The organism is Pseudonocardia sp. GCM10023141 (assembly GCF_042653605.1).
The window spans coordinates 26,176-49,175 of record NZ_JBHSIR010000027.1 but is presented as its reverse complement, the minus strand read 5'-3'; the positions used below and the strand labels follow the sequence as shown (position 1 = coordinate 49,175).

Here is a 23,000-nt window from a genome sequence, read left to right as displayed (position 1 = left end):
CCGGCCGGCCGGGACCACGACGAGGCGAGGTCGACATGACAGGTCCCGGGAACGTCTCGGAGCGCACCAGCGCGAGCCGGGGCGCAACACGCATCGGTCGGTTCGACGGGGTACCCATCGAGATCCACTGGTCGGTGCTGGTCATCGTGGCGCTGGTCGCGAACGTGCTCGCGATGACGGTACTGCCCGGCGGGGCACCCGGCCTCCCCGGCGGCGCGTACTGGTCTGTCGCGCTGGTCGTCGGGGTCCTGCTCGTCGCCTCCGTGGCGGCGCACGAGCTGGCCCACGTCGCCGTTGCCCGACATTACGGCATCGAGGTCCGCCGCGTCCGGCTCTGGCTCGTCGGGGGTGCCTCGGAGCTGGTCACCGAGCCGGACCGACCCTGGCGGCAGGTCGTCGTCGCTGCCGTCGGGCCGTTGCTGAGCCTGCTGACCGGCGGTGCGCTGCTCGCCGTCGCGGCCGTCGGCACGGTGGGCGGCTGGCCCGCGCTGCTGACCGTGGCGATCGGCTGGCTCGCCACCATGAACCTGCTGCTCGGCGCGTTCAACCTGCTGCCGGGCGCCCCGCTGGACGGCGGCCGGGTGCTGTACGGCCTCGTGTGGGCCGCCACCGCGGACCGGGCGAAGGGCAGGCGGGCGGCGGTGCTGAGCGGTCAGCTGATCGGCGCTGCCCTGGCTGTGCTGGGGGTGGTGCTGCTGTGGACCGGATACTGGGACGGTCTGTGGCTGATGCTGATCGGTTGGTTCGTCATGTCCTCCGCCGCGGCGGAGCGCGCCGTGGCCGCCACGGCGGCACGGGTGCAGGGGCTGCAGATCAAGGACGCCATGCGCCCGATCGACACGGTCGCGCCGGCCTGGTGGACGGCTGCCGCCTTCGCCGATCAGGTGGTGCGGCGCGGAGCGGCGGCCATCGACCGGAGCTTCGTGGTCGTCGGCTGGGACGGCGACCCTGTTGGGGTGCTGGCACTGAGCGTCCTGTCCCGGCTCGCTCCCGGAACGCGCACCGAGAAGCGGGTTGCCGACGTCGGGTCGCCGCTGCCCGCCGATCGGGTCGTCGGCCCGGACGATCCGCTCGAACGGGTGCTGGGCCTGGTGCCGCTGGCGGGCGGGGACCTGTTGGCCGTCGTGGTCGACGGCCGGAGCACGGTCGCGACCGTCACGATCGGCGGTGTCGCGGCGGCGCTCGAGCTGAGCGCCCTGCGCGATGGTGTGCAGGCATGAGCCCGGTCAGGCGGCGCGCCCGCGCCGCCTGACCGCCCGCCGCGCCGACAGCGGCCCGGAGAACACCATGCTGATACCGATCATGAACCCGGCGTCGTACCAGCCGCCGCTGTTGCGCACCTCGTAGATCCCGACGTCCGGATCGAACAGTGACACGATGAGCGTGATCGGGCTGATGACTCCGTGCCACAGCCCCGGCCAGAACCCAGCGACGCCCGGTCCCGCCGCGCCGACCAGCGGGTCGGGGCCGGCGGCGCAGGCCGCCAGCAGCACGGCAGCGGCGAGCAGCACCCCGAGTGGCAGCAACCGCCTCACGAGCTGGGGTGCTTCACGAGGATGTCCTGCAGCTGCGCAACGAACCGCAGCGACTCGGCGTGCTCGCGCTGCCACACGTTGCGGCCGAAGATCAGGCCGGTGGCGCCCGCTTCCATGGATTCGCGGGCCTTCTCCAGCATGGCCGCGTCATCGGCCCACCCGCCGCCGGAGACGAGCAGCAGGGTGCGGTTCGCCGAGCGGACGACCGCGTCGATGGCCTCCTGGCTCGTGTACTCGGCGTCGTAGGCGGCGGGGACTCCGGAGCGCTTCTCCGGATGCGGGAAGTTGACCTTGACGATGTCGGCGCCGAGCTCGCTGGCCACCCGGGCGGCGTAGTCCACGGCGTAGAAGCTGTCGGTGCCGCCCTTCGCGATGATCGCGGCGCCGCGCGGGTAGGCCCACACGATCAGCGGCATGCCCAGCAGGTGGGCGTCGGAGCGGACCTGCCGGTACTGGTCGAAGTCCGCTGCCTGCGCAGGCGATCCGACGTAGAGGGTGTACCCGACCGCGTCGGCACCCAGCCGGACCGCGTCCGCGACCGAGGCGTGCAGCGGGGAGAACGCCTCGGAGTCGGAGGGGATGTCGGTCTTCCCGTTGAGCTTGAGCACGAGCGGGACCTCACCGGCAAACTCCCAGAAGAACTTCTCGGCAAGGCCGACCTGCACGACGACGCCGTTGAAGTTGCCCTCGACCGCGAGCTGCGTGATGTAGCGGGGATCGCTCGCGGCCGGGTTGGCGCGGAAGTCCCGCGGCCCGTGCTCGAGACCCTGGTCGTAGGGCAGGAACAGGCCCGTGCCGTTGCGCAGCCCGTGCTGATGCAGGATGCGGTGCAGCCGGGCCTTCTTGCCGGTGGTGAGGCCGAGCTCGGTGAGATCGGGGCGGGTCGGCATCATGGATCCTCTCGGGCGGGACGAAACGGCGGATGTCGCTGTCGACGGTGCCCGCGGTCCCGGGTGTCGGGGAGGGCCGTTCGCCCGTGCTGCGACAGGGCCGTCCGGCCACCTGGCTGCCGTGCGCACCACCGTGTCGGGCCCGAGGGAGCTGCCGCGCGGATCGCGGCCGTGGAGACCAAGGACCCGGCTCGTCCGGGCCTTGTGCCGCTTCCGGTCAGGGGCACCGTCCTGGAGCGTTCGCCTCCCGTCCGGAGGAAGGATCGTGATGAACGCACCACGCAGCGATCGGGTCGTCGTCGGCGTCGACGGTTCGCAGGAGTCGATGCAGGCCGTCCGGTGGGCGGGTGTGGAGGCGGCTCGGCTGTGCGTGCCGCTGCGCCTGGTACGGGTGTTCGGCTGGACCGACGAGGTCGTCGCGGGCCATCAAGGCCTGGGCGATCACTACCGCGAGATCCTGCTGCGCCAGGCCCGCGCCGGTCTCGAGGCGGCCGCCGAGCTGGCCACGCAGCGCCACCCGGGTCTGACAGTGGAGCCGGACCTGGTCCTCGGCCACCCCATCGGGGTGCTGGTGGACGAGTCCCGCCACGCCCGGCTGCTCGTGGTCGGCGACCGCGGGCTGAGCCGGATCGGGTCGCTGGTGGCCGGTTCGGTGGCCGTCGCGATGGCCGCGCACGCGTCGTGCCCGGTGGTGGTGGTGCGCGGCGCCGAGTCACCTGCGCTCGCCACGATGCCGGTGGTCGTGGGCGTCGACGGGACCCCGGCGAGCGAGGCGGCCATCCCCTTCGCCTTCGCCGCCGCGTCCGCACGGGGCGTGCCGCTGATCGCGGTGCACGCCTGGTCGGGCGTCATCGCCGACGTGGAGTACGCCGCGATCGTCGACTGGGACGCCATGGCGGAGGAACATGAGGAGCTGCTGGCCGAGCGGCTCGCCGGCTGGTCGGAGAAGTACCCCGACGTCCACGTCGACCGGGTCGTCAGCCGCTCCGGAGCCGTCCGGAGGCTGCTGGACCTCTCGGCGTCGGCGCAGCTCGTCGTGGTCGGTTCCCGCGGCCATGCCGAGTTCGCCGGGATCGTACTCGGTTCGGTCAGCAACGTGCTGGTGCACCGCGCCGCCTGCCCGGTCGCCGTGATCCGACCGGCGACTTCGGACGGGGGGTGAGCCCCGCGATGGGCGGTCGCCTCGTCGGACTCGGCGCGCGCGGCGACCGGTTGGGCCGCTGAGGTCGCCGCGGACTGGGCGGCCGGCGCTGCCACGGTCGACACCCTGGCGCGGCCGGGTCCAACGGCACTGGCGGTCGGGGGGCCCGATGCGCACGCTGGAGCGCATGCGAGCGTGGGTTGTCGAGAAGCCGGGACCGATCACCGACGGGCCGCTGAGCTGCGTCGACCTACCGGACCCGGAACCCGGCACCGGGGAGGTCCGGATCCGCGTCAGCGCCTGCGGCGTCTGCCGCACCGACCTGCACCTCGCCGAAGGCGATCTCGCCCCCCGCCGCGGCGCGACGGTTCCGGGCCACGAGGTGGTGGGCACCGTCGACGGGCTCGGGCCCGGGGCGTCGCGGTTCGCGGTGGGGGACCGGATCGGCATCGCGTGGCTGCGCGCGACCTGCGGGCGCTGTCGATGGTGTCGCAGCGGCCGCGAGAACCTCTGCCCGGAGGCGGCCTTCACCGGGTGGGACGCCGACGGCGGGTACGCGCCGCTGGCCGTCGTCGGCGAGGCCTACGCCTACCGGTTGCCCGCGGCCCTGAGCGATGTCGAGGCGGCGCCGTTGCTGTGCGCCGGCATCGTCGGCTACCGCGCGCTGCGGCGGTCCGAGCTGCCGCCCGGTGGCCGGCTGGGCATCTACGGGTTCGGGGCGTCCGCGCACGTCGTCGCGCAGGTGGCGATCGCGCAGGGTGCCGTCGTGCACGTCTTGACCCGCTCGCCGGAGGCCCGTGAGCTGGCGCTGGCGCTGGGTGCGGCGTCGGCCGGGCCTGCCGACGGGCTGCCGCCGGAGCCGCTGGACTCGGCGGTGCTGTTCGCTCCGGCGGGTGAGCTGGTGCCGGTCGCGATGCGGGCGCTCGATCAGGGCGGAACCCTTGCCGTGGCCGGTATCCACCTCAGCGACGTGCCGCGGATCGTCTACGCCGACGAGCTGTTCCGGGAGAAGCAGGTGCGCAGCGTCACCGCGAACACCCGCGCCGACGGCGAGGAGTTCCTCCGGCTCGCCGCGGCGTTGCGGGTCCGCCCGACCACCTCGGCCAGGCCGCTCGCGGAGGCCGACCGTGCACTCGAGGACCTGGCCGCGGACCGGATCACCGGTGCGGCCGTGCTGGTCACCTGAACCGGGCCGGCACCGGAACCGCGCAGCGCCGCCGGGCCGGCGAGATGCCGGCCCGGCTGATGGTGCTGCCCCGGCCCTACGTAGCGGTCAGCCCTTCGTGATGGCGATCTTCGTCGGCTCGGCGGCCCCGGTCTGCTCCGGGATCGGGATGCGGATCTCGAGGATGCCGTCCTTGTAGGTCGCGCTGATGTCGGAGTCCGACACCCCCTCGGGGAGCGGCAGGCTGCGGGTGAGGCTGCCGTAGCGCAGCTCGTGGCGCAGGTACCCCTTGTCCTCGGTCTTGTCCTCGATCCGGCGCTCCGCGGTGATGCGCAGGACACCGTCGGTCACGCTCAGCTCGACATCCTCGTCGGGGTCGATCCCGGGCAGCTCCGCCCGGATGACCTCGGTCGCGCCGTCGCGGTACTCGTCGACCCGGATGAGGTCCTCGCCCGGCCAGTCCCAGCCGAGCCCGAACGGCCTGCGCATCGGCAGCGAGCGCATCCATTCGTCGAAGATGCGGTCCATCCGGCCGAACCGGCTCACGAGGTCGGCTCCGCGGTCACGGCGAGCCAGTGTGCTCATGGTGCGCTCCTTGCTTGGGTGGTGCCACCGGTGTCAGCGGCACCTCGACGGTGCCGCGGGTGCGCCGCGACGTGCAGGGTCGTTGGGCCCGTGCGACGGGGTCGGATGGCCGGAACCGGCCGGCGCTCCGCAAGGCCGGCACTGGTCCCGCGACGAAGGGGTCGCACGGCCCCTCGATCCGGGTCCGGTGCTCGGTACCGCAGCGGGAGCGAGCGGCCGAGAGTGGTGCGAGACGACCACGACGGAGGTGCCGACATGTCCGACCCGGCAACGGAGCAGATCACCGAGACCGACCCGGAGAAGGCGAGGATCGGGGACTGGCTCGTGGTCCCGTCCCCACCCACCCAGCACCAGTGGCGCTGGGGGCGTATCACCGGCTCCGAGCGCGCAGGCGGGCGGTTCTACCTGCTGGTGCGGTGGCTCGGCGACGACGAGGACTCGATCGTGCTGCCGCCGTCGGACGCCCGCATCGAACCGGCGCAGCGGTGGCCGCACCCCGGCGGGGACGCGATCGGTGTCTGGACCACCTGACCACCACCGACTCGGGTGGACGCACATCGCGAATCGAGCGCCGGCACCACGCCGGCCCGGGCTGAAGGGACTTCATCGATGCGACACACGAAGGTTGCCGATGTCATGACGAAGACGGTGCTGTCGGTCGACGAGAACGCCGGGTTCATCGACATCGCGGACACGCTCTACATCGCGTCGGTACGGGCGTTGCCCGTCGTCGACACCGACCGCACGCTGCTCGGCGTCATCTCCGAGGCTGATGTCCTCAGGACGGCGGAACGGGCCGATCCCTCCGGCGCGGCGACGCGCCGGTGGCGGTACCGGCCGCGCCACACGCACCGCACCGCACCGACCGGGAAGGCCGGGGCCACGACGGCTCGCGAGCTGATGACGACCGACGTGGTCACGATCGGGCCGGACGCGACGGTGGCCAAGGCGGCCGCCCTGATGCGGGTGAACGGGCTGAGCTGGCTGCCGGTCGTCGACGCCCGTCGCCGGGTGCTCGGGGTGCTCGGGCGCTCGGACCTGCTGCTGGTGTTCTTCCGCGAGGACGACGCGATCCGCGCCGAGATCGTCGAGGACGTGCTGCGCCGGTCCGTGCTCGCGGACCCCGCGGGGGTGCTGGTCGAGGTCGCCGACGGCGTCGTCACCCTGACCGGCGAGCTCGACACCCACGCCGACGCGGTCCTTGCCGCCCGGCTCACGGAGCAGGTCGAAGGCGTCATCGCCGTCATCGACCACCTGCGCTGGAGGGTGGACGAGCGGGTGGCCGACGCATCGGTCGGGCCGCTCTACTGACCTGCCACCGGGGCGCCGCCGCGGTGGCCTACCACCTCAGGATCCGGCACGGTGCCGCCCGGCGGCACCGTGCTGGTGCGGCCGTCCCGGCCACGCGGCGGCGCCGAGGAACGGGACGTGACGGCCGAGCCAGAAACAGGCCATGATCGCCGCCACCCCGACGGCAGGGGCCTTGACCTCGGCCGGCAGGTCGATGGATCGGACCGCGACGGAAAGGCCGAGCAGGACCGGACCCTGCAGGACGAACGCGGCGAAGGCGCTGCGCGCCCAGCGCGACGCGCGCGGCCCGGCCCCGGTCAGCCGGTGCTCGGCGACACCGAGCAGCCACACGGAGCCGGCGACCACGAGGATGCCCTCTGCCGTTGCCGTTGCCAGCGCTTCCCAGTGCCACCCGCCGAGGTAGGGCGCGATGCCGTGGACCACGTCACGCAGCCCGCTGGCGAATGCGAGTACCGGGAGCAGCAGGAGCGTGGTGATCGCGGCGATGCCGCAGCTGCGGCGGATCCGGTCCGGGACGTGGCGCGTCCAGCCGCGGCGGGCGGCGATCACGCCCAGCGCGAACATCCCGGCGCACTGCGGCCACTGCCACAGGTGCAGGTCACCCACCTGGGCGCTGCGGGCCGGGAACCACAGTCGGACGACGAAGGAGACCAGCGCGACCGCGACCACCGCGATCGCGAGATGCACGCCGGTCAGCGGCGGGCGGTTCCGGTCACCGGATACAGCACCGGCCCGTGACCGCCACAGCGCGAAGGTCACCGAGAAGATCAGCAGCACCAGCGCGAACCACAGCGATCCGGAGTCCAGAAGGGGATCGCGGTGGGTGAACACCCACCACGGCGAGACGTCACGACCGGCGGCACGGTAGGCCAGCCAGAGCGAGACGGGCCAGACGAGCAGCGCGGACGCGAGCCAGGGAAGTCCCAGGCGCAGCGTCCGGTCCTGGACATAGTCGCGCGGGCCGTGATGGTCGATCGCGTGCTCGGTCAGCAGACCGGAGAGGAAGAAGAACAGCCCGATCACGAACAAGCCGGTCGGTCCCACGACCGCGGTCAGGAGGAGCTCCGAGCCCGGGGTGAAGGTCACCTCGTGGATCTCGTCGTAGGACCAGCCACCGGCGGCCGAGTACCCCAGCAACGCGTGCCCTCCGATGACCCAGGCCACCAGCACGGTCCGGAGGTTGTCGACGTGCGGGAACCGCACGGTGCCGGCGGCGGCATGCGGTGCCACCTCGTGATGCGACATCGCCGTCAGCCGCGGGCGACGTCGACGACGACCCGGCGGACCTGGTCGTCCGGGCCCAGCAGGGTGAAGGCACGGAACGGGAGCGCGGCCCGCACGCCGATGGCGAAGGTGCACTGGCCCTCGAAGAACCCGGCGAAGCGCACCTCGCGCAGGCTCGGCCAGCCCGCCAGTCGGGATGCGGTGAAGACGTCGTCACCGGTGCCGGCGAGCACCCGCCCGGGCTGGTGGCCACCGCCGCCCGCGCCCTGCTCCGGCGCCCGCACCACGACCTGCAGCGTTGCCCCGCCTGCGACGGGCAACGGATCACCCTTCGGATCGCTCGACACGACCGGGACGTAGCGGACGTCGAACCCGACCGGAGCGGGTCCGTTGATGTCGAAGACGACGCGGTCGTAGCAGGCGTGCCTGCCGACGCGGACGGCGTAGAGCTCGTCGGTCGTCGAGCCGGGCGCAGCGTCCGCGGCGGTCGTCCAGCCACGCGTCTCGGCACAGGTGGCGGGCGCGGGCGCTGCGGGAGTGGCCGGCGTGCCGCTCGACGGCGCCGGTGCCGCGCTCGGGGGTGCCGTGCTCGTGGTTGCCGTGCTCGTGGTTGCCGCGGTCGTCGGTGCCGGGCTCGCGGGTGGCGCGCCCGACGGTGCGCTCGGCTGCGGGTTGCTGCACGCGACCAGCGCCGTGAACATCACGGCGAGGAGACACCATGGACCCCCGCGCGCCGCCCGTTTCGGGGCCATGGTGTTCCTCATCGTGGTGGTCCTCATCCGGTCGGTCGTCGGGGCTCAGCCGTGGCCCGCGGCGCGGGCCTCACCGAGGGTGGCCAGGAACGCATCGGGGTCGGCGAGCCCCACCAGCAGGGTGGTCAGCCGGACCGGCACACCGGCCGCGACCACCCGGACCGGCGGATCGAGGTCGATCCGCACGATCCCCTCCGAGGAGGCGTTGACCAGCCACCGCCCGCCCCAGCCGTGCACGCCCCAACCGAGGACGAGCGGCCGCACGCAGTGCTCGGCGTGCCGAACCTGCCCCAGCGGGATGGTGGCGCGGAACGCCCAGCCCATGCGCACCCGGAGCTGTTCGGGCGAGACGTCGACCGCCGAGTGCGCGGGTCCCATGCCGAGTCCCACCATCAGCGGGCGGAGCGGGGCCGCGTAGCGCAGGGCGAACGAGCCCGTCGCCGGCCGCGTCGGCGCGGTCATGACCGCGCCCCGCGGGCCCGGGAGGCCGCCTGGACCTTCACGATCGTCCGGCCGGTGAGCAGGGCGCAGACGGCCACCGCGGCGACGGCCGTGATCAGCCGGTTGACGTCGACGGCCGGCTGCCAGCGCACGGCGCCGTCGCGCAGCACGAACGCGCCGTAGGGCCGCCCGGTCCAGCCCAGGCCGCCCCCGAGCCCGTCCCCGCCCTTGGCCTGGTCCCGCCCGCCACCACCACCGGCACCACCGCCCACCCGCGCGGCGGGGATCAGCGTCGTTCCGTCGACGGTCACCGGCTCACCGAACACCTTGTTGATCCGGAGGGCGTCCTCGATCTGCTCGACCAGAACTCCTGCGTCCATGGCGATCTCTTCTCTCGTCTCGTGGGTCATCGGCAGCGACTGCGCTGCCTGCCGCGGACGGCGGATGACGGCACCCACGCTGCCGGTCGGCGGTGCTGACCGACAGGGCGGGACGGCGCGTGCGCCCAGGCCGAAGGTCCTGCTCGCCGCCGGCGCGGGCAGCGAGTTGCGCCGTGCCCATCGGCCCAGGAGGAGGGGGACCAGGGCCGCTGTCGGGCCGGCAGCGCGACGGTCACACTCCCGCTACCGATGAGGAGGAGGGTTCCGATGCGGGCACAAGGCGACGGGTGCAGGGTGGTGGTCGGTGTCGACGGATCGCCCGAAGCACCGGCGGCCGTGCGGTGGGCGGCCGCCGAGGCGGTGCATCACCGGATCCCGCTGCGGTTGGTGTCGGCCTTCGACTGGCCGGGTAGCCACGTCGTCGCCCGTCCCAAGCCCGGCGCGGCGACCCGGGATGTGCTGATGCGGCGGGCCCGGGCGCTCCTGGACGTGGCCACGGCGGCAGCGCGGTGCAGCGCACCGGATCTCGAGGTCGAACAGCACCTCGCTGTGGGCACCCTGGCCGCGGCACTTGTCTCCGAATCGCGCCGCGCGCGGTTGGTGGTGGTCGCGGCCCCCGCCTCGATCCGCTCGGTGGTGACGCACGCGCGCTGTCCGGTCGTGGTGTGGCACGGTGCCGACCGTGCCGGGGCCGAGACCGCGCCCGTCGTGGTCGGTGTCGACGGCGGCCCCGACGGTGATGCCGCGATCGCGTTCGCTTTCGAGGCGGCTGCTGTGCGGGGGGCTTCCCTGATCGGTGTGCAGGCGCACGGTCGACGCTTCGGCGCCGTCCGCACGCGCGCCGGACACGCGCCGGCGAACGATCGGTTCGCTCGATGGACGGAGCGGTACCCGGGCGTGGAACTGCAGCGGATCAGCAGCCCGGACCGGCCGGTGCAGGAGCTGCTGGAGCTGTCGGGGGACGCCCAGCTGATCGTGGTGGGCAGCCGTGGGTGCGGCGCGCTCGCCGGGGTCGTGGCGGGATCGGTCAGCAAGGCGCTCACCCGTCGGGCGCGCTGCCCGGTCGCTGTGATCGGGCCGGCTGCACTGTCGCACGCATGAGGGGCACCGCCGTCGCCGAGGTCGGGACCACCGGTCCCCCGCAACGGGACTTCGTCCTGTCGCGGGGGCGGGGCCGGCGCCCGCAGGCTCGACGGCAGCGGCAGTGAACGCCGGTATCGATCGAGGGCTGGAGAGGACGACATGGCTGACACCGGCATGGTTCTGGTGGGGGTCGACGGCTCGCCCGAGTCGCGGGCAGCGCTCGAGTACGCGTGGGCCGAGGCCGGTCGGCGGCATGCTCGACTGCGTGTCGTCGCCGGATTCCGCCCGCCCGAGTACTACGCACCGGCGTACGGATGGGGCAACTACGCCATGATCGCGATGCCGACTCGCGAGGAGATCGCGGCCGATGTGCGAGGCGAGGTCGAGCGGATGCTCGACGAGGTTCGGCAGGCCCGCACGGACCTCGCAGCCACCGGTGTGCCCGTCGAGGTCGCCGTGCGCCCGGGCCACCCGGGCGACCTGCTCGTCGAGGAGTCCGCGAAGGCGGACGTGCTCGTGGTCGGTCATCGTGGCCGCGGCGCGGTGGCCAGCACCGTGCTGGGCTCGGTCGGCCTGGCCTGCGTACTGCACGCGGCGTGCCCGGTCACCGTCGTGCGACCCGCGCCCGGCGCGGCGTCCCACGAGGTCCCCGAGGCCACGGCCGCACACGCCTGAACCAGCGCACCGGACAACCCGCTCGGGCACACAGGAAGGTCAGGACATGCAGGAAAGCCAACGGATCGTGGTGGGGATCGACGGCTCCGCGGAGTCGAAGGGCGTGCTGAGGTTCGCGCTGGAGGATGCGGTGCGACGACACGCGCGGCTGGCGGTCGTGCGGGCGTTCCGCACCCCGACCGCATCGGAGGTGGACGCCTGGGGAACCGCCGTTCCCACGCTCGCCGAGATGACCGCCCGCATCGAGGGAGCCACCCGGGAGCTCGTCCAGGGTGTGATCGCCGAGCGCGACGGGGTGCTCTCGGGCGTCTCGTTCGATGTGGCGGCGGTGCCGGGCCGGGCCGGGCCCGTTCTGGTCGACGCGGCCCGCGGCGCGGCGATGCTGATCGTCGGGCACCGCGACCGGGCCGCGGTCACCAGCGTGCTGCTCGGCTCGGTGGGGCTGCACTGCGTGCTGCACGCCCCGTGCGCGGTCACCGTCGTCCGGCGGGGTGGCGTCGGTGAGGCAGTCGCCGAGGAGGCCGGGGCGCAGGTCCCGGCACCGCAGCCCGTGTGATCGATCCGCCACAGCAGCTGCGGGACTGCTCACGTCCGCCCCGGCCACAGTGGGCCGGGGCGGACGTCTGCCGCGGGCGGTCAGCCCGACTCGCGAACAGCGTCCGGGGGCTCCACCGGGGCGCCGTCACGGGCGAGGGTGAAGTAGTTCTCCTCTTCCTGTGCGAAGTGCAGCCGCAGGACGGCATGGAGGCCGTAGAGGGTGGCCAGCACGTCCTCGACCTGGTCGTCGTCGATCTTCCCGGCGGCATCGGCGAGCCGAAGGTGCACGCCCAACCGGGCGGCGAGCCGATCGATCTCCGCGTGCGTGCGGCTCATCGTCGCAGTGGCCCCCGGTCCGCCCAGTGGTGCCGCCAGCGCCGGGTAGAGCTGTGCCTCCTCGGCGTGCTCGTGGGGGAGGACCTCGTCGGTGAGGAGCCGGTGGACCCGGCGCAGCGGCTCGATCGCCGCCGGCGTGGCCCGGGACGCGATCAGGTCGGCCGTGTCGCGCAGCAGTGGGAGGGCGGCCGAGAGCGTCTCGTGCTCGGCGGAGAAGCGCCGCAGCAGGAACTCGGTCGCCGGGTTCACCCTCCGGGCTCCCGCCCGCCCGGCGCCGAGCGAACGGAGCGCGTTGAGGATGACCGCGACGTCGATGCCCTCCTGCAGCAGCGCACCCATGGCCGGTGGCAGCAGGCCCGCAACCGCGAACGCCATGGCGATCAGCGACAGCCCCATCCCGGCCGCGGCGCTCTGCACCGCGATCCGCCGGGCCCGGCGGGCGATCTCCATGGCGTCGGCGAGTGCATCGAGCCGGTCGACGGTGAGCACGATGTCGGCGGACTCCGACGCCGCTGTCGCCCCGCGCGCACCCATGGCGACCCCTACGGTGGCGGCCGCCAGTGCCGGCGCGTCGTTGACCCCGTCGCCGACCATGACGGTGATGTCCCGCTCCCGCTCGGCGCGCACCGCAGCGACCTTGTCCGCCGGTGACTGCTCGGCTCGGACGTCGTCGAGGCCCAGCATCGTCGCGATCTGGCGGGCCGGCTCGGGCCGGTCCCCGGTCAGCAGCACCAACCGATGCAGGCCCGCAGCCCGCAGCCGGCGCAGGGTGCGCGCCGCGTCCCGGCGCGGTGGGTCGCGCAGCAGCGCGGCGCCGCAGACCTGCCCGTCGACCGTCACCCAGGCGATGGCGGCGCCGTCGAGTGCGGCCCGGTTGTGCACGGTCCGGGCCCAGGCGGCCTGCGGGGGTGGACCGGCCCGGCGCCCGACCTCGACGAGACGCTCACCGACCCGTGCGGTGACCCCGTAACCGGGCTGCTCGACGACGTCACGGGGCAGCACCAACGGGAGGCCCTGCCGTCGGGCCGCCGTGACGATGGACGCGGCCAGCACGTGGGGCGAGTACAGGTCGGCGGATGCTGCCAGCGCGAGCACGTCAGCCGCACGGCGGTCGGGTGCGGTGACCATCTCCACCATCGCCGGCCTGCCGGTGGTCAGCGTGCCCGTCTTGTCCATCACCAGCGTGCGGGCCCGACCCAGGTTCTCCAGCGCACCGCCGCTGCGGATCACCACCCCGAGCCGGGAGGCCCGGGAGAGACCGGACACGATCGCCACCGGCGCTGCCAGCAGCAGGGGACACGGGGTGGCGACGACGAGCACCGCGACGGCGCGCACCGCCGACCCGCTGAGCGCCCATGCTCCTGCGGCCATCAGGAGCGCGAGTGGGAGGAACCATGTCGCGTACCGGTCGGCGAGCCGCACCACCGGCGCGGTCGCCGCGCCCGCCTCCTGCGCCAGCCGCACGATCCCCGCATAGGTGCTCTGCTCCGCAGTGGCCTCGGCCCGCAGCTCGAACGCCGAACCGGCGTTGACCACGCCACTGCGCACCGGGTCCCCGACCGCGCGCTCGACCAGCTGCGACTCACCCGTCAACACGGCTTCGTCCAGGACGGCAAGCCCGTCCACCACCCGCCCGTCGACCGGCACCACCTCTCCGGGGCCGATGACCAGCAGGTCCGCCTGCCCGATCGCTGCGACCGGCACGCTCTCGACGTGGTCGCCGGTCCGGCGGCGCGCCGAGCGGGGCGCGTGTTCGAGCAGCGCACGCAGGTCTCGCGAGGCTCGGCGCTGTGCCGCCTGCTCCAGCGTTCTCCCGGTCGCCACCATGACAGCGATCAAGGCGCCGGCGACGTACTCCCCGACGAGCAGCGTGCCCACGAGCGCCAGCACCGCGAGCAGATCGACGCCGGCCCGACCGGAGCGCAGCCCGCTCACCACCCAGGCCACGCTCGGCACCAGCGCCGCGACGGCACCCGCCGCCCATGCCACGTGCGCGAGCGCCACAGCACCGGCGGCCGCAGCGATCAGCCCGGTGCCCAGCGCCACCGCGGTCAGGACCAGCAGCAACGCCTCGCGTCCTGGGATCCACCGCCCGAGCGCGTGCGGGGACCAGTGCCGCTGCCCGTCCGGTGCACTCGCCTGCATCAGAACCTCCCGATCACGAGGAAAACCGGCACCGATCTGACCGGCAGGGACCGCCGGGCGCCGGTCGGAAGGCAGTCCGACCGGCTCACCGCATCGGTGGTGGCCACCTGTGTCAGGCCGTCGGGATCCCGCGCATCGCACGCGGCCGGGTGGAGTTCCGCACGCCGACGACCATCAGGATGTGCTGCCGCACCGTTTCGAGCCATTCCCTGGTCCGGATCGCGGCGTAGCAGAACGTGTCCTCGCTGAGGTCGCGGTCGAGCCGGACGTGCGGGGCCAAGCCGATGCAGGTCACGCAGACCGGATCCGGAAGCCCGGCCCGGAGCAGGGCGAGCTCCTCGGCGACGATGCCTTCGAGCCGCTGTCGACCGGCGGCGCCGGGCGGCAGTGCGCGGGCCGCCGCGGCGAGCCCGGTTGCGCGGTCGGCGATCCACAGCAGGTAGGCATCGGTTCCGGGACGAACGGGTCCGGCGTCGGAGGTGGTCACATCCGCGACGTTAGGAGCGCGGCAACGCGGGTTGCAGGGTCGAACGGCACCTGTGGAGGGGACTTCGGGTGTACTCCGCTGCACGAGATCAGCCGCCCTCCGAGGCGGTTCGACCGTCCCGCAGCGCGAACGACGAGGCCGCGCGGCCACCGCGGGACGCGTCGAGGCCGACGACGATCCGCGATCTCGTCGGGTTCGTCGCGTGCTACGGGGCGATCGGTGGGCGCAGGCTGCCCTCGTGGATCGCCCGGGCGAACTGCACGCCCTGGAAGAGGCCCTCCAGCCAGCCGACGAGCTGGGCCTGCGCGATGCGCAGCTCCGCATCGGACACCGCTGCGCCGGTGTGCAGGCTGGGTGCGATCGCCATGAACTCGGTGCGCAGCGATGCGGGGAGAGCGGACTCGAGCTCGCTGACCGCGCGGTCGTAGAGACCCGCCAGCCGGAGCCTGCCACGGTCGTCGAGCGGCATCGCGTGGATCTCGTCGAGTGTCTGCTTGATCATGCTGCCCAGGCGCAGGAGCTTGGGCGGGTCGGCGATCTCGATGGGGGTGTCGGTGGTCATGCGCTGACGGTAGGAGCGGGCCCAGGCCCTGGTGCAGGGGCGAAGGTCCCGAACCGCGGCGCGGATCGGTACTCGGGACCCTCGACCGGGCCGGGGGGGACCCATGACCCTGCGGACTGCCGGCCTGGCGGCTCCATCCTGGGTCCAACGAGCGGAGGTGCAGCTGATCCAGCCGCGTGCCCGCACTCGAGCGAACCCATCGGCTGACCGGGAGGCACCCATGGACCCGTCCGTGATCGTGGTGGTCGTCGTGATGACGGCACTGATCTTCGACTTCACCAACGGCTTCCACGACACCGCGAACGCCATGGCCACCTCCATCGCCACGGGCGCGCTGCGGCCGAAGGTGGCCGTCGGCATCGCGGCCGTGCTCAACCTCGCCGGGGCCTTCCTGTCCGTCCAGGTCGCGAGGACGATCTCCGGAGGGCTCGTCGACGATGCCCGGATCACGCCGGTGGTCATCTTCGCCGGGCTGGTCGGGGCCATCGTGTGGAACCTGCTGACGTGGCTGCTGGGCATGCCGTCGAGCTCGTCGCACGCGCTGTTCGGTGGCCTCATCGGCGCCGTCTGGGTGGCGGCCGGTGCCGATGCCGTGCGCTTCGGGGCGGTGGTCGGCAAGGTGGTGCTGCCCGCGTTGATCTCTCCCGTGCTGGCCGGTGTCGTCGCACTGACGGCGACCTACCTCGGCTACAAGGTGACGGTCCGCGGGGATCGCCGGGCCGTGCGACGCGGGTTCCGGGCCGGTCAGGTGGTCTCCGCGTCGATGGTCGCGCTCGCCCACGGCACGAACGACGCGCAGAAGACCATGGGTGTGATCACCCTGGCGCTCATCGCGGCGGGTGCGTTGGCGCCGGGCTCGGCGCCGCCGTTCTGGGTGGTGCTGCTCGCCGGACTGGCGATCGCGGCAGGCACCTACATGGGCGGCTGGCGGATCATCCGGACGCTCGGCACGCGCGTGAGCCAGATCGAGCCGATCCAGGGCTTCGCGGCCGAGACGACCAGCACCGCCGTGATCCTCGCCTCCACCCACCTCGGCCTGCCGCTGTCGACGACGCAGGTCTGCACCGGCGGCATCTTCGGCGCGGGCGCCGGCCGGCAGCTGGCGTCCGTCCGCTGGAGCATGGCCGAGCGGATGGCGCTGGCCTGGGCGGTGACGCTGCCGGCTGCCGCGATCGTGGGAGCGGCCGCGTCATGGCTCGCCGCGACCGGACTCGTCGGCACCGTGTTGGTCGCCGTGGTCGGCGCCGGACTCGCGGCCGGCATCTACGCCCTGTCGCGGCGCAACCCGATCGGGGCTACGCACACCGGGCAGCCGGTGTCGCCGTCCCGGCTCGCCGCCTGATCCCGACCATGCCCGACCACGCCCGACCGAGGGAGACACGACATGACCTACAACTGGGGCGCGCTGCTGATCTCGGCAGCGGCGTCGCTGGCAGCGGCCGTCACGGTCGTGGTGCTGGCCGGGCTGGCACTGGTGGGATGGTCGGCCCGGACCCGTGGGCCGAGCGCCACCGCGACGTCGGGAGCCCTGAGCCCCGCGGTGGGAACCGCGGTGGCGGCGAGCTGCCTGCTCGGCGTCGCCGCGATCGTCGGCTACGGGCTGTGGCTCGTCGTCGGATGACCCGCTACGCGCTGGCGGTCAGCCGCTGCTGCGACCCGTTCCAGTGGTGACGTAGTGGGTGTCGGCCCACGCCGCGCGGGCGCCCGAGTCACCGATCCGGTAGACCTGCACGGCCGCGACGACCGCGAGCGCGACGGTCACCGCGGCGAGCACACCGGCGAGCACGCGGGGCGGCCCCGCGGCGGTCCGTGCGGCGGTGCCGGGTCCACCGTGGTCGGCCGGCTGGATCCGGCGGCCGACGACGGTGGCTCGATGGTGCAGCACGACGAACGCGGTCAGCGCCACCAGCAGGCCGGCGACGAAGACCAGCAGGTCATCGCCGAGCCGGGTGTGCGCCTCGAGCAGGGCGGTGCGGGGAAGCCGGTGCTCGAGCCCTTCGCCGCTGGAGGTCGCCACGGGGATGGCGACGGTGGCTACCGCGGTGACCGCGACCACCAGCCAGCCGTAGCGTCGCCGGGCCGCGGGCCACACCGCCACCGTGACCGCACCCAGCACGGCCAGCGGGACCAGCACCACCACCGCGTGGACCACGAGGACGTGCAGGGGCAGGTCGTTGATGAACGTCGGCATCGGGCTCCTTGATCGCGCCGCAGGCGTCACCTGCCGGTTTGGGCACAGCCTCTCGACCGATCCTGGGAGCTTTCTTGGAACTGCCGGTCAGTCCGGCGCCCATGGCAGCTCCAGCCGCAGCGTGGTGCCGCCGGCCGCCGGCCCGGCGACGGCGGTGACGGTGCCCCGGTGGCGGGTCGCGACGTCGCTGACCAGCGCCAGCCCGAGCCCGTAGCGGCGAGGGCCGACCCCGCTGCCGTCACCGGTGGAGGCGAACCGCTCGAACAGCCGCGGCAGCACCTGCGGGTCGATCCCGGGGCCGTCGTCCGTGACGTCGACCACGACCCGGCCATGGACCACCCGCGCGGTGATCGTCACCTCGGACGTCGCGTGGCGGACGGCGTTGTCGGCCAGCGCGGTGACGGCTCGGCGCAGTGCGGCAGGCGAGCCGATGACCGGGGCAGGTCCGGGATCGGATGCGGTGCGGAGCGTGACGCCTGCCGCGGCGGCGGAGCCCATCGCGGCGGCAGCGACGTCCTCGGCGATCCTTGTCACGTCGACGGTCTCGGCGGCCGCCGGTTCGCGGGGGTCGGCGGCGAGCAGCAGGTCGTCGAGGATCGCGGTGAGCCGTCCGGCGTCGTCGACGAGCCCGTCGACGTCCGTGCGGACGTCCGGGGCAGCGGTGCTGCGCAGCACCCTCCTGCGCAGCATCTGGGCTCTCGTGCTCAGCAGCGTGAGCGGGGTGCGCAGCTCGTGGCTGGCATCCGCGACGAAGCGGCGCTGCAGGGCCAGCGCCGCCTCCAGCGGGGCGACGGCCCGCCGGGCGAGCCAGCCGCCGACGACCGTGGCCAGCACGAGTCCCACGATCCCCACGATCAGGACCGCGCACAGCAACCCGGCGAGCTGGTTGCGCCCGCTGGTGCGGTCGAGTGCCGCTTGGACGACGACCGTGGTGCCGTCCGGGCGGGTGCGCAGCGCGGTGCGGACCACGAAGTCGCGCCCGTCGACGGTGGCCGCGCGTACGTCCGGACCGGCACCACCGGCGACCCGGTCGAGCACCGCGACGAGCGGTAGGCCGGCGGGCATGGCGGCGGTCGTGCGGAGGGTGGTGCCGGCGCGGATGGCGAGCCACATGTTGGCGGGCGGATCGTCGACGTCATCGGCGCGATCGACCGCGACGGTGAGCATGGTGTCGTCGGCCGCGTTCTGCATCCCGACGAGCACCAACGCGATCACGCCGGCCAGTACCGCCACCACGATCGCCGTGCCGGCGGCTGCCTGCAGGCCCAGGCGGATCACGGCCCGCCGGACGAGCGCGGCGTCGGAACCGACGGGCGCGCCCGACCGCGGCCGCCGCATCCTCACATCGCACCCAGCCGGAAGCCCCGCCCGCGCACGGTCGTGACGATGCGCCTGCCGAGCTTGCGCCGCAGGTAGTGGACGTAGGTGTCCACCACGATCTCGCTTCCGGCGTCCGGGAACACGATGGCCAGCAGATCGGCCCGGCTGTAGACCTGGTTCGGGCGTGCGGCCAGGGTGGCGAGCAGGGAACACTCCCGATCCGACAGCGCCACGGGCTCGCCGTCGCCCATCACCTGCCTGGCCTCGGTGTCCAGGCGGGCGGAACCGACGGGCAGGCTACGGGCGGTGTCGAGGTGGCGACGGCGCAGCGCCCGCAGCCGGGCCAGCAGCTCCTCGACGTCGAACGGCTTGCCCAGATAGTCCTCCGCGCCCGCATCGAGGCCCCGGACCCGATCGGCCGGGTTGGCAAGTGCCGACAGCATGAGCACCGGCGTGACGACACCGCGGCCGCGGAGCCTGCCGAGCAGGTCGATGCCGTCCACCGCGGGCAGCCGCCGATCCAGCAGCAGGACGTCGTAGTGGTGGGTGAGACCCAGGTGCAGGCCACGATGCCCGTCCGCGGCGGACTCGACGTCGTACCCGTCCTCCTGCAACAGCGCGGTGAGCATGGCTCGCAGTTCGGGATCGTCCTCGACGATGAGCACCCGGGGGGAGACGACTCCGGCCGTGGTCATCGACCCATCCTGCGCGATGATCCTGTGGGGATCCTGAACGCGGCGCGGTTCTGAGGATTCACCAAGACCGCGCTCCGAGACTGGGCGATGTGTTCACCCGTGGAGAAGATCCATCCTCGGCCGTGCGGATCCGGCGCCAGCAGGTGCGCAGGCGGGCGACCGCCCGGCGCCGGGTCGGCCTGGCCACGTCGTGGACCGCGGCGGGCGCGTCGGCACTCGCCGTCGCCGTCGGGCTGGTGTTCGCCCAGTCGGCGGCGGCTCCCGCGGCGGCCGAGCAGCCGGCACCATCACCTCAGCAGCTGCAGGGGAGCGGGGCGGCCGCCGCGGCCCCGGACGCCGGACCGATGCTCGTCGACCCGGCACCCGCCGTCCCATCGCCCCGTCACAGCCGCGCCGAGCCGGCCGCGCCCGCCCCACAGCAACTCACGCCGGTTCCGCAGCAGCTCGCACCTCCGGTGCAGGCGCCGCGCGCCGCGCGCGGGCACGCGCACGGCTCGTCGGGGGCATCGTGACCGACACCACGCACCGTGTCGTGCTGCCCGCACTGGGCACCACGGCCTTCCTCGCGGTCACCGACCCCGACGGCCTCGCACCCGCCGAGCAGGTCCTGCGGACCGAGCTCGCGGCGGTCGACGCAGCATGCAGCCGCTTCCGGTCCGATTCCGAGATCTCCCAGCTGCACCACAAGGCCGGCGAGCCGGTTGTCGTCGGGCCCCTGCTCGCCGAGGCGATCGGGCTGGCACTGCGCACGGCCGCGCTGACCAACGGCATGGTCGATCCGACCGTCGGGCATGCGGTGCGAGCGCTGGGCTACGACCGTGACTTCGCCGAGGTCCCGGCCGATGCGCCGGGACCCGTCCCGGCGGCGGTCCCCGCGCCCGGCTGGTGGCGGATCGCCTGGGATCCGGCGGTGAGCGAGGTGCTGCTGCCACGCGGGATCATGCTCGATCTCGGCGCAACGGCGAAGGCGATGGCCGCCGATCGGATCGCGGTCGGGGCCGCGGCCCGTGCCGGGTGCGGGGTGCTGGTGAGCCTCGGCGGTGACGTCCGGGTCGCCGGCACGCCACCGGAGGGCGGCTGGCGGCTCGGGGTCGGCGACGACCACGAGGAGGCGCTGACCGAGCCCGACGTGACCGTGTCGATCACCTCCGGTGGGCTGGCGACCTCGGGGACGGCCCGCCGGGCATGGCGTCGCGACGGGCGGCCGGTGCACCACATCGTCGACCCGCGCACCGGCGACGTCGCGCAGCCGTGCTGGCGGACCGTCAGCGTCGCGGCGGCCAGCTGCGTCGATGCGAACACCGCGAGCACGGCGTGCATCGTGATGGGTGCGCACGCCCCGCAGTGGCTGCAGCAGTGCCGGTTGCCGGCGCGGCTCGTCGGCGACGACGGGCAGGTCGTGACCACTGCAGGCTGGCCCGGCTCAGGTGGGGAGGCCTGACGTGGACCAGGCGCTGTGGTTCACCAGCCGGGCGACAGGGCTGGTGTCGCTGCTGCTGCTCACGAGCACCGTCGTGCTCGGCGCGGTGCACTCGGGCCGGGCGAGCTCGGATGCCTGGCCCCGCTTCGCCCTGCACGCCGTGCACCGCAACATCGCCCTGCTGACGGTCGCGTTCGTCGGCGTCCACGTCAGCACGGCGATCATCGATCCCTACGCCGGGATCGCGTGGCTCGACGCCGTGGTGCCGTTCGGCTCCGGCTATCACCCGTTCTGGCTGGGACTCGGGGCGGTGGCGCTGGATCTGCTGGTCGCGGTCGTCGTCACCAGCATGGTGCGTGGCCGGATCGGGTTGCGGGCGTGGCGGGCGGTGCACCTGGCGACCTACGCGCTGTGGCCGGTCGCCGTGGCGCACGGCTTCGGGATCGGTGGCTCCGACAGCGGGCTGGGCTGGGTGCTGGCGTTCGACGCGGCCTGCGTGCTGGCCGTCGGCGTCGCGGTCGCGCGGCGGTTGTTCGTCCGCGACCCCGACCGGGAGGCGCGACGGCCGGCGGAGCAGGTGCACAGATGACCACGGCCGACACCGCGCGCGGTGTCGACCGGCCGTCCCCACCCGGCACCGAGCTGCGGTTGCTCGCCGGTTGGGCCGACACCGGCTCCAGCGCGGGAGCCCGTGCGCATCTGGCCCGCTACGGGCCGGTGCCGCTGACCGCTTTCCGCGGTGCGGCCGGGGCCGACCGGCTGATCGAGACGGTTGCCGCCGCCGGGCTCCGCGGTCGCGGCGGGGGCGGCTTCGCGACCGCGCGCAAGCTCGTTGCCGTGGCCACGGGGCGGGGCCGGCGCACGGTCGTGGCCAACGGCTGCGAGGGCGATCCGTCCAGCACGAAGGACCAGGTCCTGCTCGAGCTGGCGCCGCATCTCGTGCTGGACGGGATCGTCCTCGCCGCGCACGCCGTCGGCGCGACCGACGCCGTCCTCTGCGTGCACGGCGGCGCCGGTGCGCAGCGGCTGTCTGCCGCGGTGCGCGAGCGGGACGGGGACCCGGTCGGGATCACCGTCGTACCGGTGCCGGGGCACTACGTCGCGAGCGAGGAGTCCGCGCTCGTGAACTTCCTCAACACCGGCGACGCGCGGCCCACCGTGACCCCGCCGCGCCCGGCTCAGCGCGGCGTGCGCGGCGGTCCGACACTCGTGGACAACGTCGAGACCCTCGCCCACCTCGCGCTGATCGCCCGCTTCGGCGCCGGCTGGTTCCGCACCGCGGGCACGGCTGCCTCACCCGGCACCACGCTCATCACGCTGGGTGGGGCGGTGACCGATCCGGGCGTCTACGAGATCGCGCTGGGCACCACGATCGGGCAGGTGCTGGCGCGCGCCGCCGGCCCCAGCGATCCGTTGCAGGCGGTGCTCATCGGCGGGCTGAGCGGCAGCTGGTTGCCCGCGGACGACGCTGCCGACCTGCCGCTCACCCACGAGGACTGCCGAGCGGCCGGTGCCTCGTTCGGGGTGGCGGTGGTCGGGGCCCTGCCCGAGCGGGCCTGCGGCATCGTCGAATCCGCCCGCATCCTGCGCCGGCTCGCCGAGGCGTCGGCGCGCCAGTGCGGCCCGTGCATGTTCGGCCTGCCCGCGGTCGCCGACGACATGGCTCGGCTCGCCGTCGCAGCGACCCCGCAGACCGGGCTGCTGGACCGGCTGCACCGGCGACTGGCGGTGATCCCCGGCCGGGGTGCGTGCGCCCATCCCGACGGTTCCGTACGGATGACGGCGAGCGCCCTGGACGTCTTCGCCGCCGATGCCGCAGAGCACGCCGCCGGTCGCCCCTGCCGCTGGGCGGGCCCGGCGGCAGCACCGCGGTCGTCCGCCGTGCCCCCGCAACGGCGGCGGTGGTGAGCGGGCACGAACGGCACCAGCTGTCGGTCGACCCGATCGCCTGTCGCGGCCACGGGCTGTGCGCCGAGCTCCTGCCCGAGATCGTCGAGCTCGACGAGTGGGGTTACCCGATCATCAGCGAGACCGCGGTGCCGCGGGCCTCGCGGGCCGACGCGCGCGCCGCCGTCGCGGCCTGCCCGACGCTGGCGCTGCGCCTGCGGCGCTGACGCCGCGGCCG

Annotated in this window: 28 protein-coding genes; 15 read left to right on the top strand and 13 right to left on the bottom strand. The window is 74.0% G+C overall.

Going from position 1 to position 23,000, the window contains the following annotated elements:
* Nucleotides 1–35: 35 nt before the first annotated feature.
* Nucleotides 36–1,220 (top strand): site-2 protease family protein, encoded by a 1,185-nt coding sequence (locus tag ACFPFQ_RS15890; protein ID WP_379619391.1) that lies wholly within the window; start codon nt 36–38, stop codon nt 1,218–1,220.
* A gap of 6 nt (nt 1,221–1,226) precedes the next feature.
* Here ACFPFQ_RS15890 and ACFPFQ_RS15885 read toward each other — a convergent pair whose 3' ends face one another.
* Both ACFPFQ_RS15885 and ACFPFQ_RS15880 read right to left on the bottom strand, forming a co-directional pair.
* A complete protein-coding gene (locus tag ACFPFQ_RS15885; protein WP_379619389.1) occupies nt 1,227–1,535 on the bottom strand; it encodes a hypothetical protein in 309 nt (102 codons plus the stop codon).
* The gene (locus ACFPFQ_RS15880; RefSeq protein ID WP_379619387.1) at nt 1,532–2,425 is read right to left on the bottom strand and encodes a class I fructose-bisphosphate aldolase; all 894 of its coding nucleotides are present in this window, start codon (nt 2,423–2,425) and stop codon (nt 1,532–1,534) included. Before ACFPFQ_RS15880 ends, ACFPFQ_RS15885 begins: the two co-directional genes overlap by 4 nt.
* A 268-nt stretch (nt 2,426–2,693) precedes the next feature.
* Between ACFPFQ_RS15880 and ACFPFQ_RS15875 the strand changes: the two genes are divergently transcribed.
* Together ACFPFQ_RS15875 and ACFPFQ_RS15870 are read left to right on the top strand one after the other, a co-directional pair.
* Nucleotides 2,694–3,587 carry a universal stress protein gene (locus ACFPFQ_RS15875; protein ID WP_379619385.1) on the top strand — a complete coding sequence of 298 codons (894 nt, stop codon included), beginning with the start codon at nt 2,694–2,696 and terminating at the stop codon, nt 3,585–3,587.
* A 166-nt stretch (nt 3,588–3,753) separates the two neighbouring features.
* Nucleotides 3,754–4,752, top strand: a complete 999-nt coding sequence (locus tag ACFPFQ_RS15870) for a zinc-dependent alcohol dehydrogenase family protein (RefSeq protein WP_379619383.1) — start codon at nt 3,754–3,756, stop codon at nt 4,750–4,752.
* Nucleotides 4,753–4,839: 87 nt separating this feature from the next.
* Here ACFPFQ_RS15870 and ACFPFQ_RS15865 read toward each other — a convergent pair whose 3' ends face one another.
* On the bottom strand, nt 4,840–5,316 hold the full coding sequence (locus ACFPFQ_RS15865; protein WP_379619381.1) for an Hsp20/alpha crystallin family protein: 477 nt from the start codon (nt 5,314–5,316) through the stop codon (nt 4,840–4,842).
* Between the two features lie 255 nt (nt 5,317–5,571).
* Here ACFPFQ_RS15865 and ACFPFQ_RS15860 point away from each other — a divergent pair, with 255 nt between their 5' ends.
* Nucleotides 5,572–5,847, top strand: a complete 276-nt coding sequence (locus ACFPFQ_RS15860) for a DUF1918 domain-containing protein (protein ID WP_379619379.1) — start codon at nt 5,572–5,574, stop codon at nt 5,845–5,847.
* Between the two features lie 105 nt (nt 5,848–5,952).
* Nucleotides 5,953–6,627 (top strand): CBS domain-containing protein, encoded by a 675-nt coding sequence (locus ACFPFQ_RS15855; protein WP_379619377.1) that lies wholly within the window; start codon nt 5,953–5,955, stop codon nt 6,625–6,627.
* Between the two features lie 36 nt (nt 6,628–6,663).
* Here the strand turns inward: ACFPFQ_RS15855 and ACFPFQ_RS15850 are convergent, their stop codons facing one another.
* Genes ACFPFQ_RS15850 through ACFPFQ_RS15835 form a run of 4 tightly spaced genes read right to left on the bottom strand, consistent with a single transcriptional unit; the run spans nt 6,664 to nt 9,424 of the window.
* The gene (locus ACFPFQ_RS15850; RefSeq protein ID WP_379619375.1) at nt 6,664–7,872 is read right to left on the bottom strand and encodes an acyltransferase family protein; all 1,209 of its coding nucleotides are present in this window, start codon (nt 7,870–7,872) and stop codon (nt 6,664–6,666) included.
* A gap of 5 nt (nt 7,873–7,877) precedes the next feature.
* Complete coding sequence (locus ACFPFQ_RS15845; protein WP_379619374.1) at nt 7,878–8,615, bottom strand: AMIN-like domain-containing (lipo)protein; 738 nt, start codon at nt 8,613–8,615, stop codon at nt 7,878–7,880.
* Between the two features lie 33 nt (nt 8,616–8,648).
* Nucleotides 8,649–9,065, bottom strand: coding sequence for a hypothetical protein (locus tag ACFPFQ_RS15840; protein ID WP_379619372.1), 417 nt, complete (start codon nt 9,063–9,065; stop codon nt 8,649–8,651).
* Nucleotides 9,062–9,424, bottom strand: coding sequence for a spore germination protein GerW family protein (locus ACFPFQ_RS15835; protein ID WP_379619370.1), 363 nt, complete (start codon nt 9,422–9,424; stop codon nt 9,062–9,064). The genes ACFPFQ_RS15840 and ACFPFQ_RS15835 overlap by 4 nt, the downstream gene beginning before the upstream one ends.
* Before the next feature lie 267 nt (nt 9,425–9,691).
* On the opposite strand from ACFPFQ_RS15835, the gene ACFPFQ_RS15830 reads away from it, so the two are divergent.
* The 3 genes from ACFPFQ_RS15830 to ACFPFQ_RS15820 all read left to right on the top strand — a co-directional run bounded on the left by ACFPFQ_RS15830 (nt 9,692) and on the right by ACFPFQ_RS15820 (nt 11,738).
* Nucleotides 9,692–10,525, top strand: coding sequence for a universal stress protein (locus ACFPFQ_RS15830; RefSeq protein WP_379619368.1), 834 nt, complete (start codon nt 9,692–9,694; stop codon nt 10,523–10,525).
* Nucleotides 10,526–10,666: 141 nt separating this feature from the next.
* Nucleotides 10,667–11,182 (top strand): universal stress protein, encoded by a 516-nt coding sequence (locus ACFPFQ_RS15825; RefSeq protein ID WP_379619366.1) that lies wholly within the window; start codon nt 10,667–10,669, stop codon nt 11,180–11,182.
* A gap of 46 nt (nt 11,183–11,228) precedes the next feature.
* Nucleotides 11,229–11,738: a universal stress protein gene (locus ACFPFQ_RS15820; RefSeq protein ID WP_379619364.1), complete on the top strand. Its 510-nt coding sequence runs from the start codon at nt 11,229–11,231 to the stop codon at nt 11,736–11,738.
* Between the two features lie 80 nt (nt 11,739–11,818).
* Here the strand turns inward: ACFPFQ_RS15820 and ACFPFQ_RS15815 are convergent, their stop codons facing one another.
* The 3 genes from ACFPFQ_RS15815 to ACFPFQ_RS15805 form a co-directional block, all read right to left on the bottom strand.
* Nucleotides 11,819–14,200: a heavy metal translocating P-type ATPase gene (locus ACFPFQ_RS15815; protein ID WP_379619362.1), complete on the bottom strand. Its 2,382-nt coding sequence runs from the start codon at nt 14,198–14,200 to the stop codon at nt 11,819–11,821.
* A 112-nt stretch (nt 14,201–14,312) separates the two neighbouring features.
* Nucleotides 14,313–14,687 carry a hypothetical protein gene (locus tag ACFPFQ_RS15810; protein WP_379619360.1) on the bottom strand — a complete coding sequence of 125 codons (375 nt, stop codon included), beginning with the start codon at nt 14,685–14,687 and terminating at the stop codon, nt 14,313–14,315.
* Between the two features lie 205 nt (nt 14,688–14,892).
* On the bottom strand, nt 14,893–15,249 hold the full coding sequence (locus tag ACFPFQ_RS15805) for a proteasome activator (protein WP_379619358.1): 357 nt from the start codon (nt 15,247–15,249) through the stop codon (nt 14,893–14,895).
* A gap of 220 nt (nt 15,250–15,469) precedes the next feature.
* On the opposite strand from ACFPFQ_RS15805, the gene ACFPFQ_RS15800 reads away from it, so the two are divergent.
* Both ACFPFQ_RS15800 and ACFPFQ_RS15795 read left to right on the top strand, forming a co-directional pair.
* Entirely contained in the window at nt 15,470–16,591 is a 1,122-nt protein-coding gene (locus ACFPFQ_RS15800) for an inorganic phosphate transporter (protein WP_379619356.1), read from the top strand.
* A gap of 42 nt (nt 16,592–16,633) precedes the next feature.
* On the top strand, nt 16,634–16,870 hold the full coding sequence (locus ACFPFQ_RS15795; RefSeq protein ID WP_379619354.1) for a hypothetical protein: 237 nt from the start codon (nt 16,634–16,636) through the stop codon (nt 16,868–16,870).
* Between the two features lie 18 nt (nt 16,871–16,888).
* On the opposite strand, the gene ACFPFQ_RS15790 is transcribed toward ACFPFQ_RS15795, so the two are convergent.
* From ACFPFQ_RS15790 to ACFPFQ_RS15780, 3 genes are all read right to left on the bottom strand, one after another.
* Entirely contained in the window at nt 16,889–17,440 is a 552-nt protein-coding gene (locus tag ACFPFQ_RS15790) for a DUF2231 domain-containing protein (protein WP_379619352.1), read from the bottom strand.
* 87 nt (nt 17,441–17,527) lie between these two features.
* The gene (locus tag ACFPFQ_RS15785; RefSeq protein WP_379619350.1) at nt 17,528–18,778 is read right to left on the bottom strand and encodes a sensor histidine kinase; all 1,251 of its coding nucleotides are present in this window, start codon (nt 18,776–18,778) and stop codon (nt 17,528–17,530) included.
* 2 nt (nt 18,779–18,780) lie between these two features.
* Nucleotides 18,781–19,455 carry a response regulator transcription factor gene (locus ACFPFQ_RS15780; protein ID WP_379619348.1) on the bottom strand — a complete coding sequence of 225 codons (675 nt, stop codon included), beginning with the start codon at nt 19,453–19,455 and terminating at the stop codon, nt 18,781–18,783.
* Nucleotides 19,456–19,577: 122 nt separating this feature from the next.
* Here ACFPFQ_RS15780 and ACFPFQ_RS15775 point away from each other — a divergent pair, with 122 nt between their 5' ends.
* From ACFPFQ_RS15775 to ACFPFQ_RS15755, 5 genes are read left to right on the top strand one after another with little or no spacing between them, the layout of a single operon-like run.
* Nucleotides 19,578–19,967 (top strand): hypothetical protein, encoded by a 390-nt coding sequence (locus ACFPFQ_RS15775; RefSeq protein ID WP_379619776.1) that lies wholly within the window; start codon nt 19,578–19,580, stop codon nt 19,965–19,967.
* Complete coding sequence (locus tag ACFPFQ_RS15770) at nt 19,961–20,896, top strand: FAD:protein FMN transferase (RefSeq protein ID WP_379619748.1); 936 nt, start codon at nt 19,961–19,963, stop codon at nt 20,894–20,896. The genes ACFPFQ_RS15775 and ACFPFQ_RS15770 overlap by 7 nt, the downstream gene beginning before the upstream one ends.
* A gap of 1 nt (nt 20,897) precedes the next feature.
* A complete protein-coding gene (locus tag ACFPFQ_RS15765) occupies nt 20,898–21,464 on the top strand; it encodes a ferric reductase-like transmembrane domain-containing protein (RefSeq protein ID WP_379619346.1) in 567 nt (188 codons plus the stop codon).
* Nucleotides 21,461–22,783 carry an NADH-ubiquinone oxidoreductase-F iron-sulfur binding region domain-containing protein gene (locus ACFPFQ_RS15760; RefSeq protein ID WP_379619344.1) on the top strand — a complete coding sequence of 441 codons (1,323 nt, stop codon included), beginning with the start codon at nt 21,461–21,463 and terminating at the stop codon, nt 22,781–22,783. Before ACFPFQ_RS15765 ends, ACFPFQ_RS15760 begins: the two co-directional genes overlap by 4 nt.
* Nucleotides 22,780–22,989 carry a ferredoxin gene (locus tag ACFPFQ_RS15755; RefSeq protein ID WP_379619342.1) on the top strand — a complete coding sequence of 70 codons (210 nt, stop codon included), beginning with the start codon at nt 22,780–22,782 and terminating at the stop codon, nt 22,987–22,989. The genes ACFPFQ_RS15760 and ACFPFQ_RS15755 overlap by 4 nt, the downstream gene beginning before the upstream one ends.
* Nucleotides 22,990–23,000: the final 11 nt, after the last annotated feature.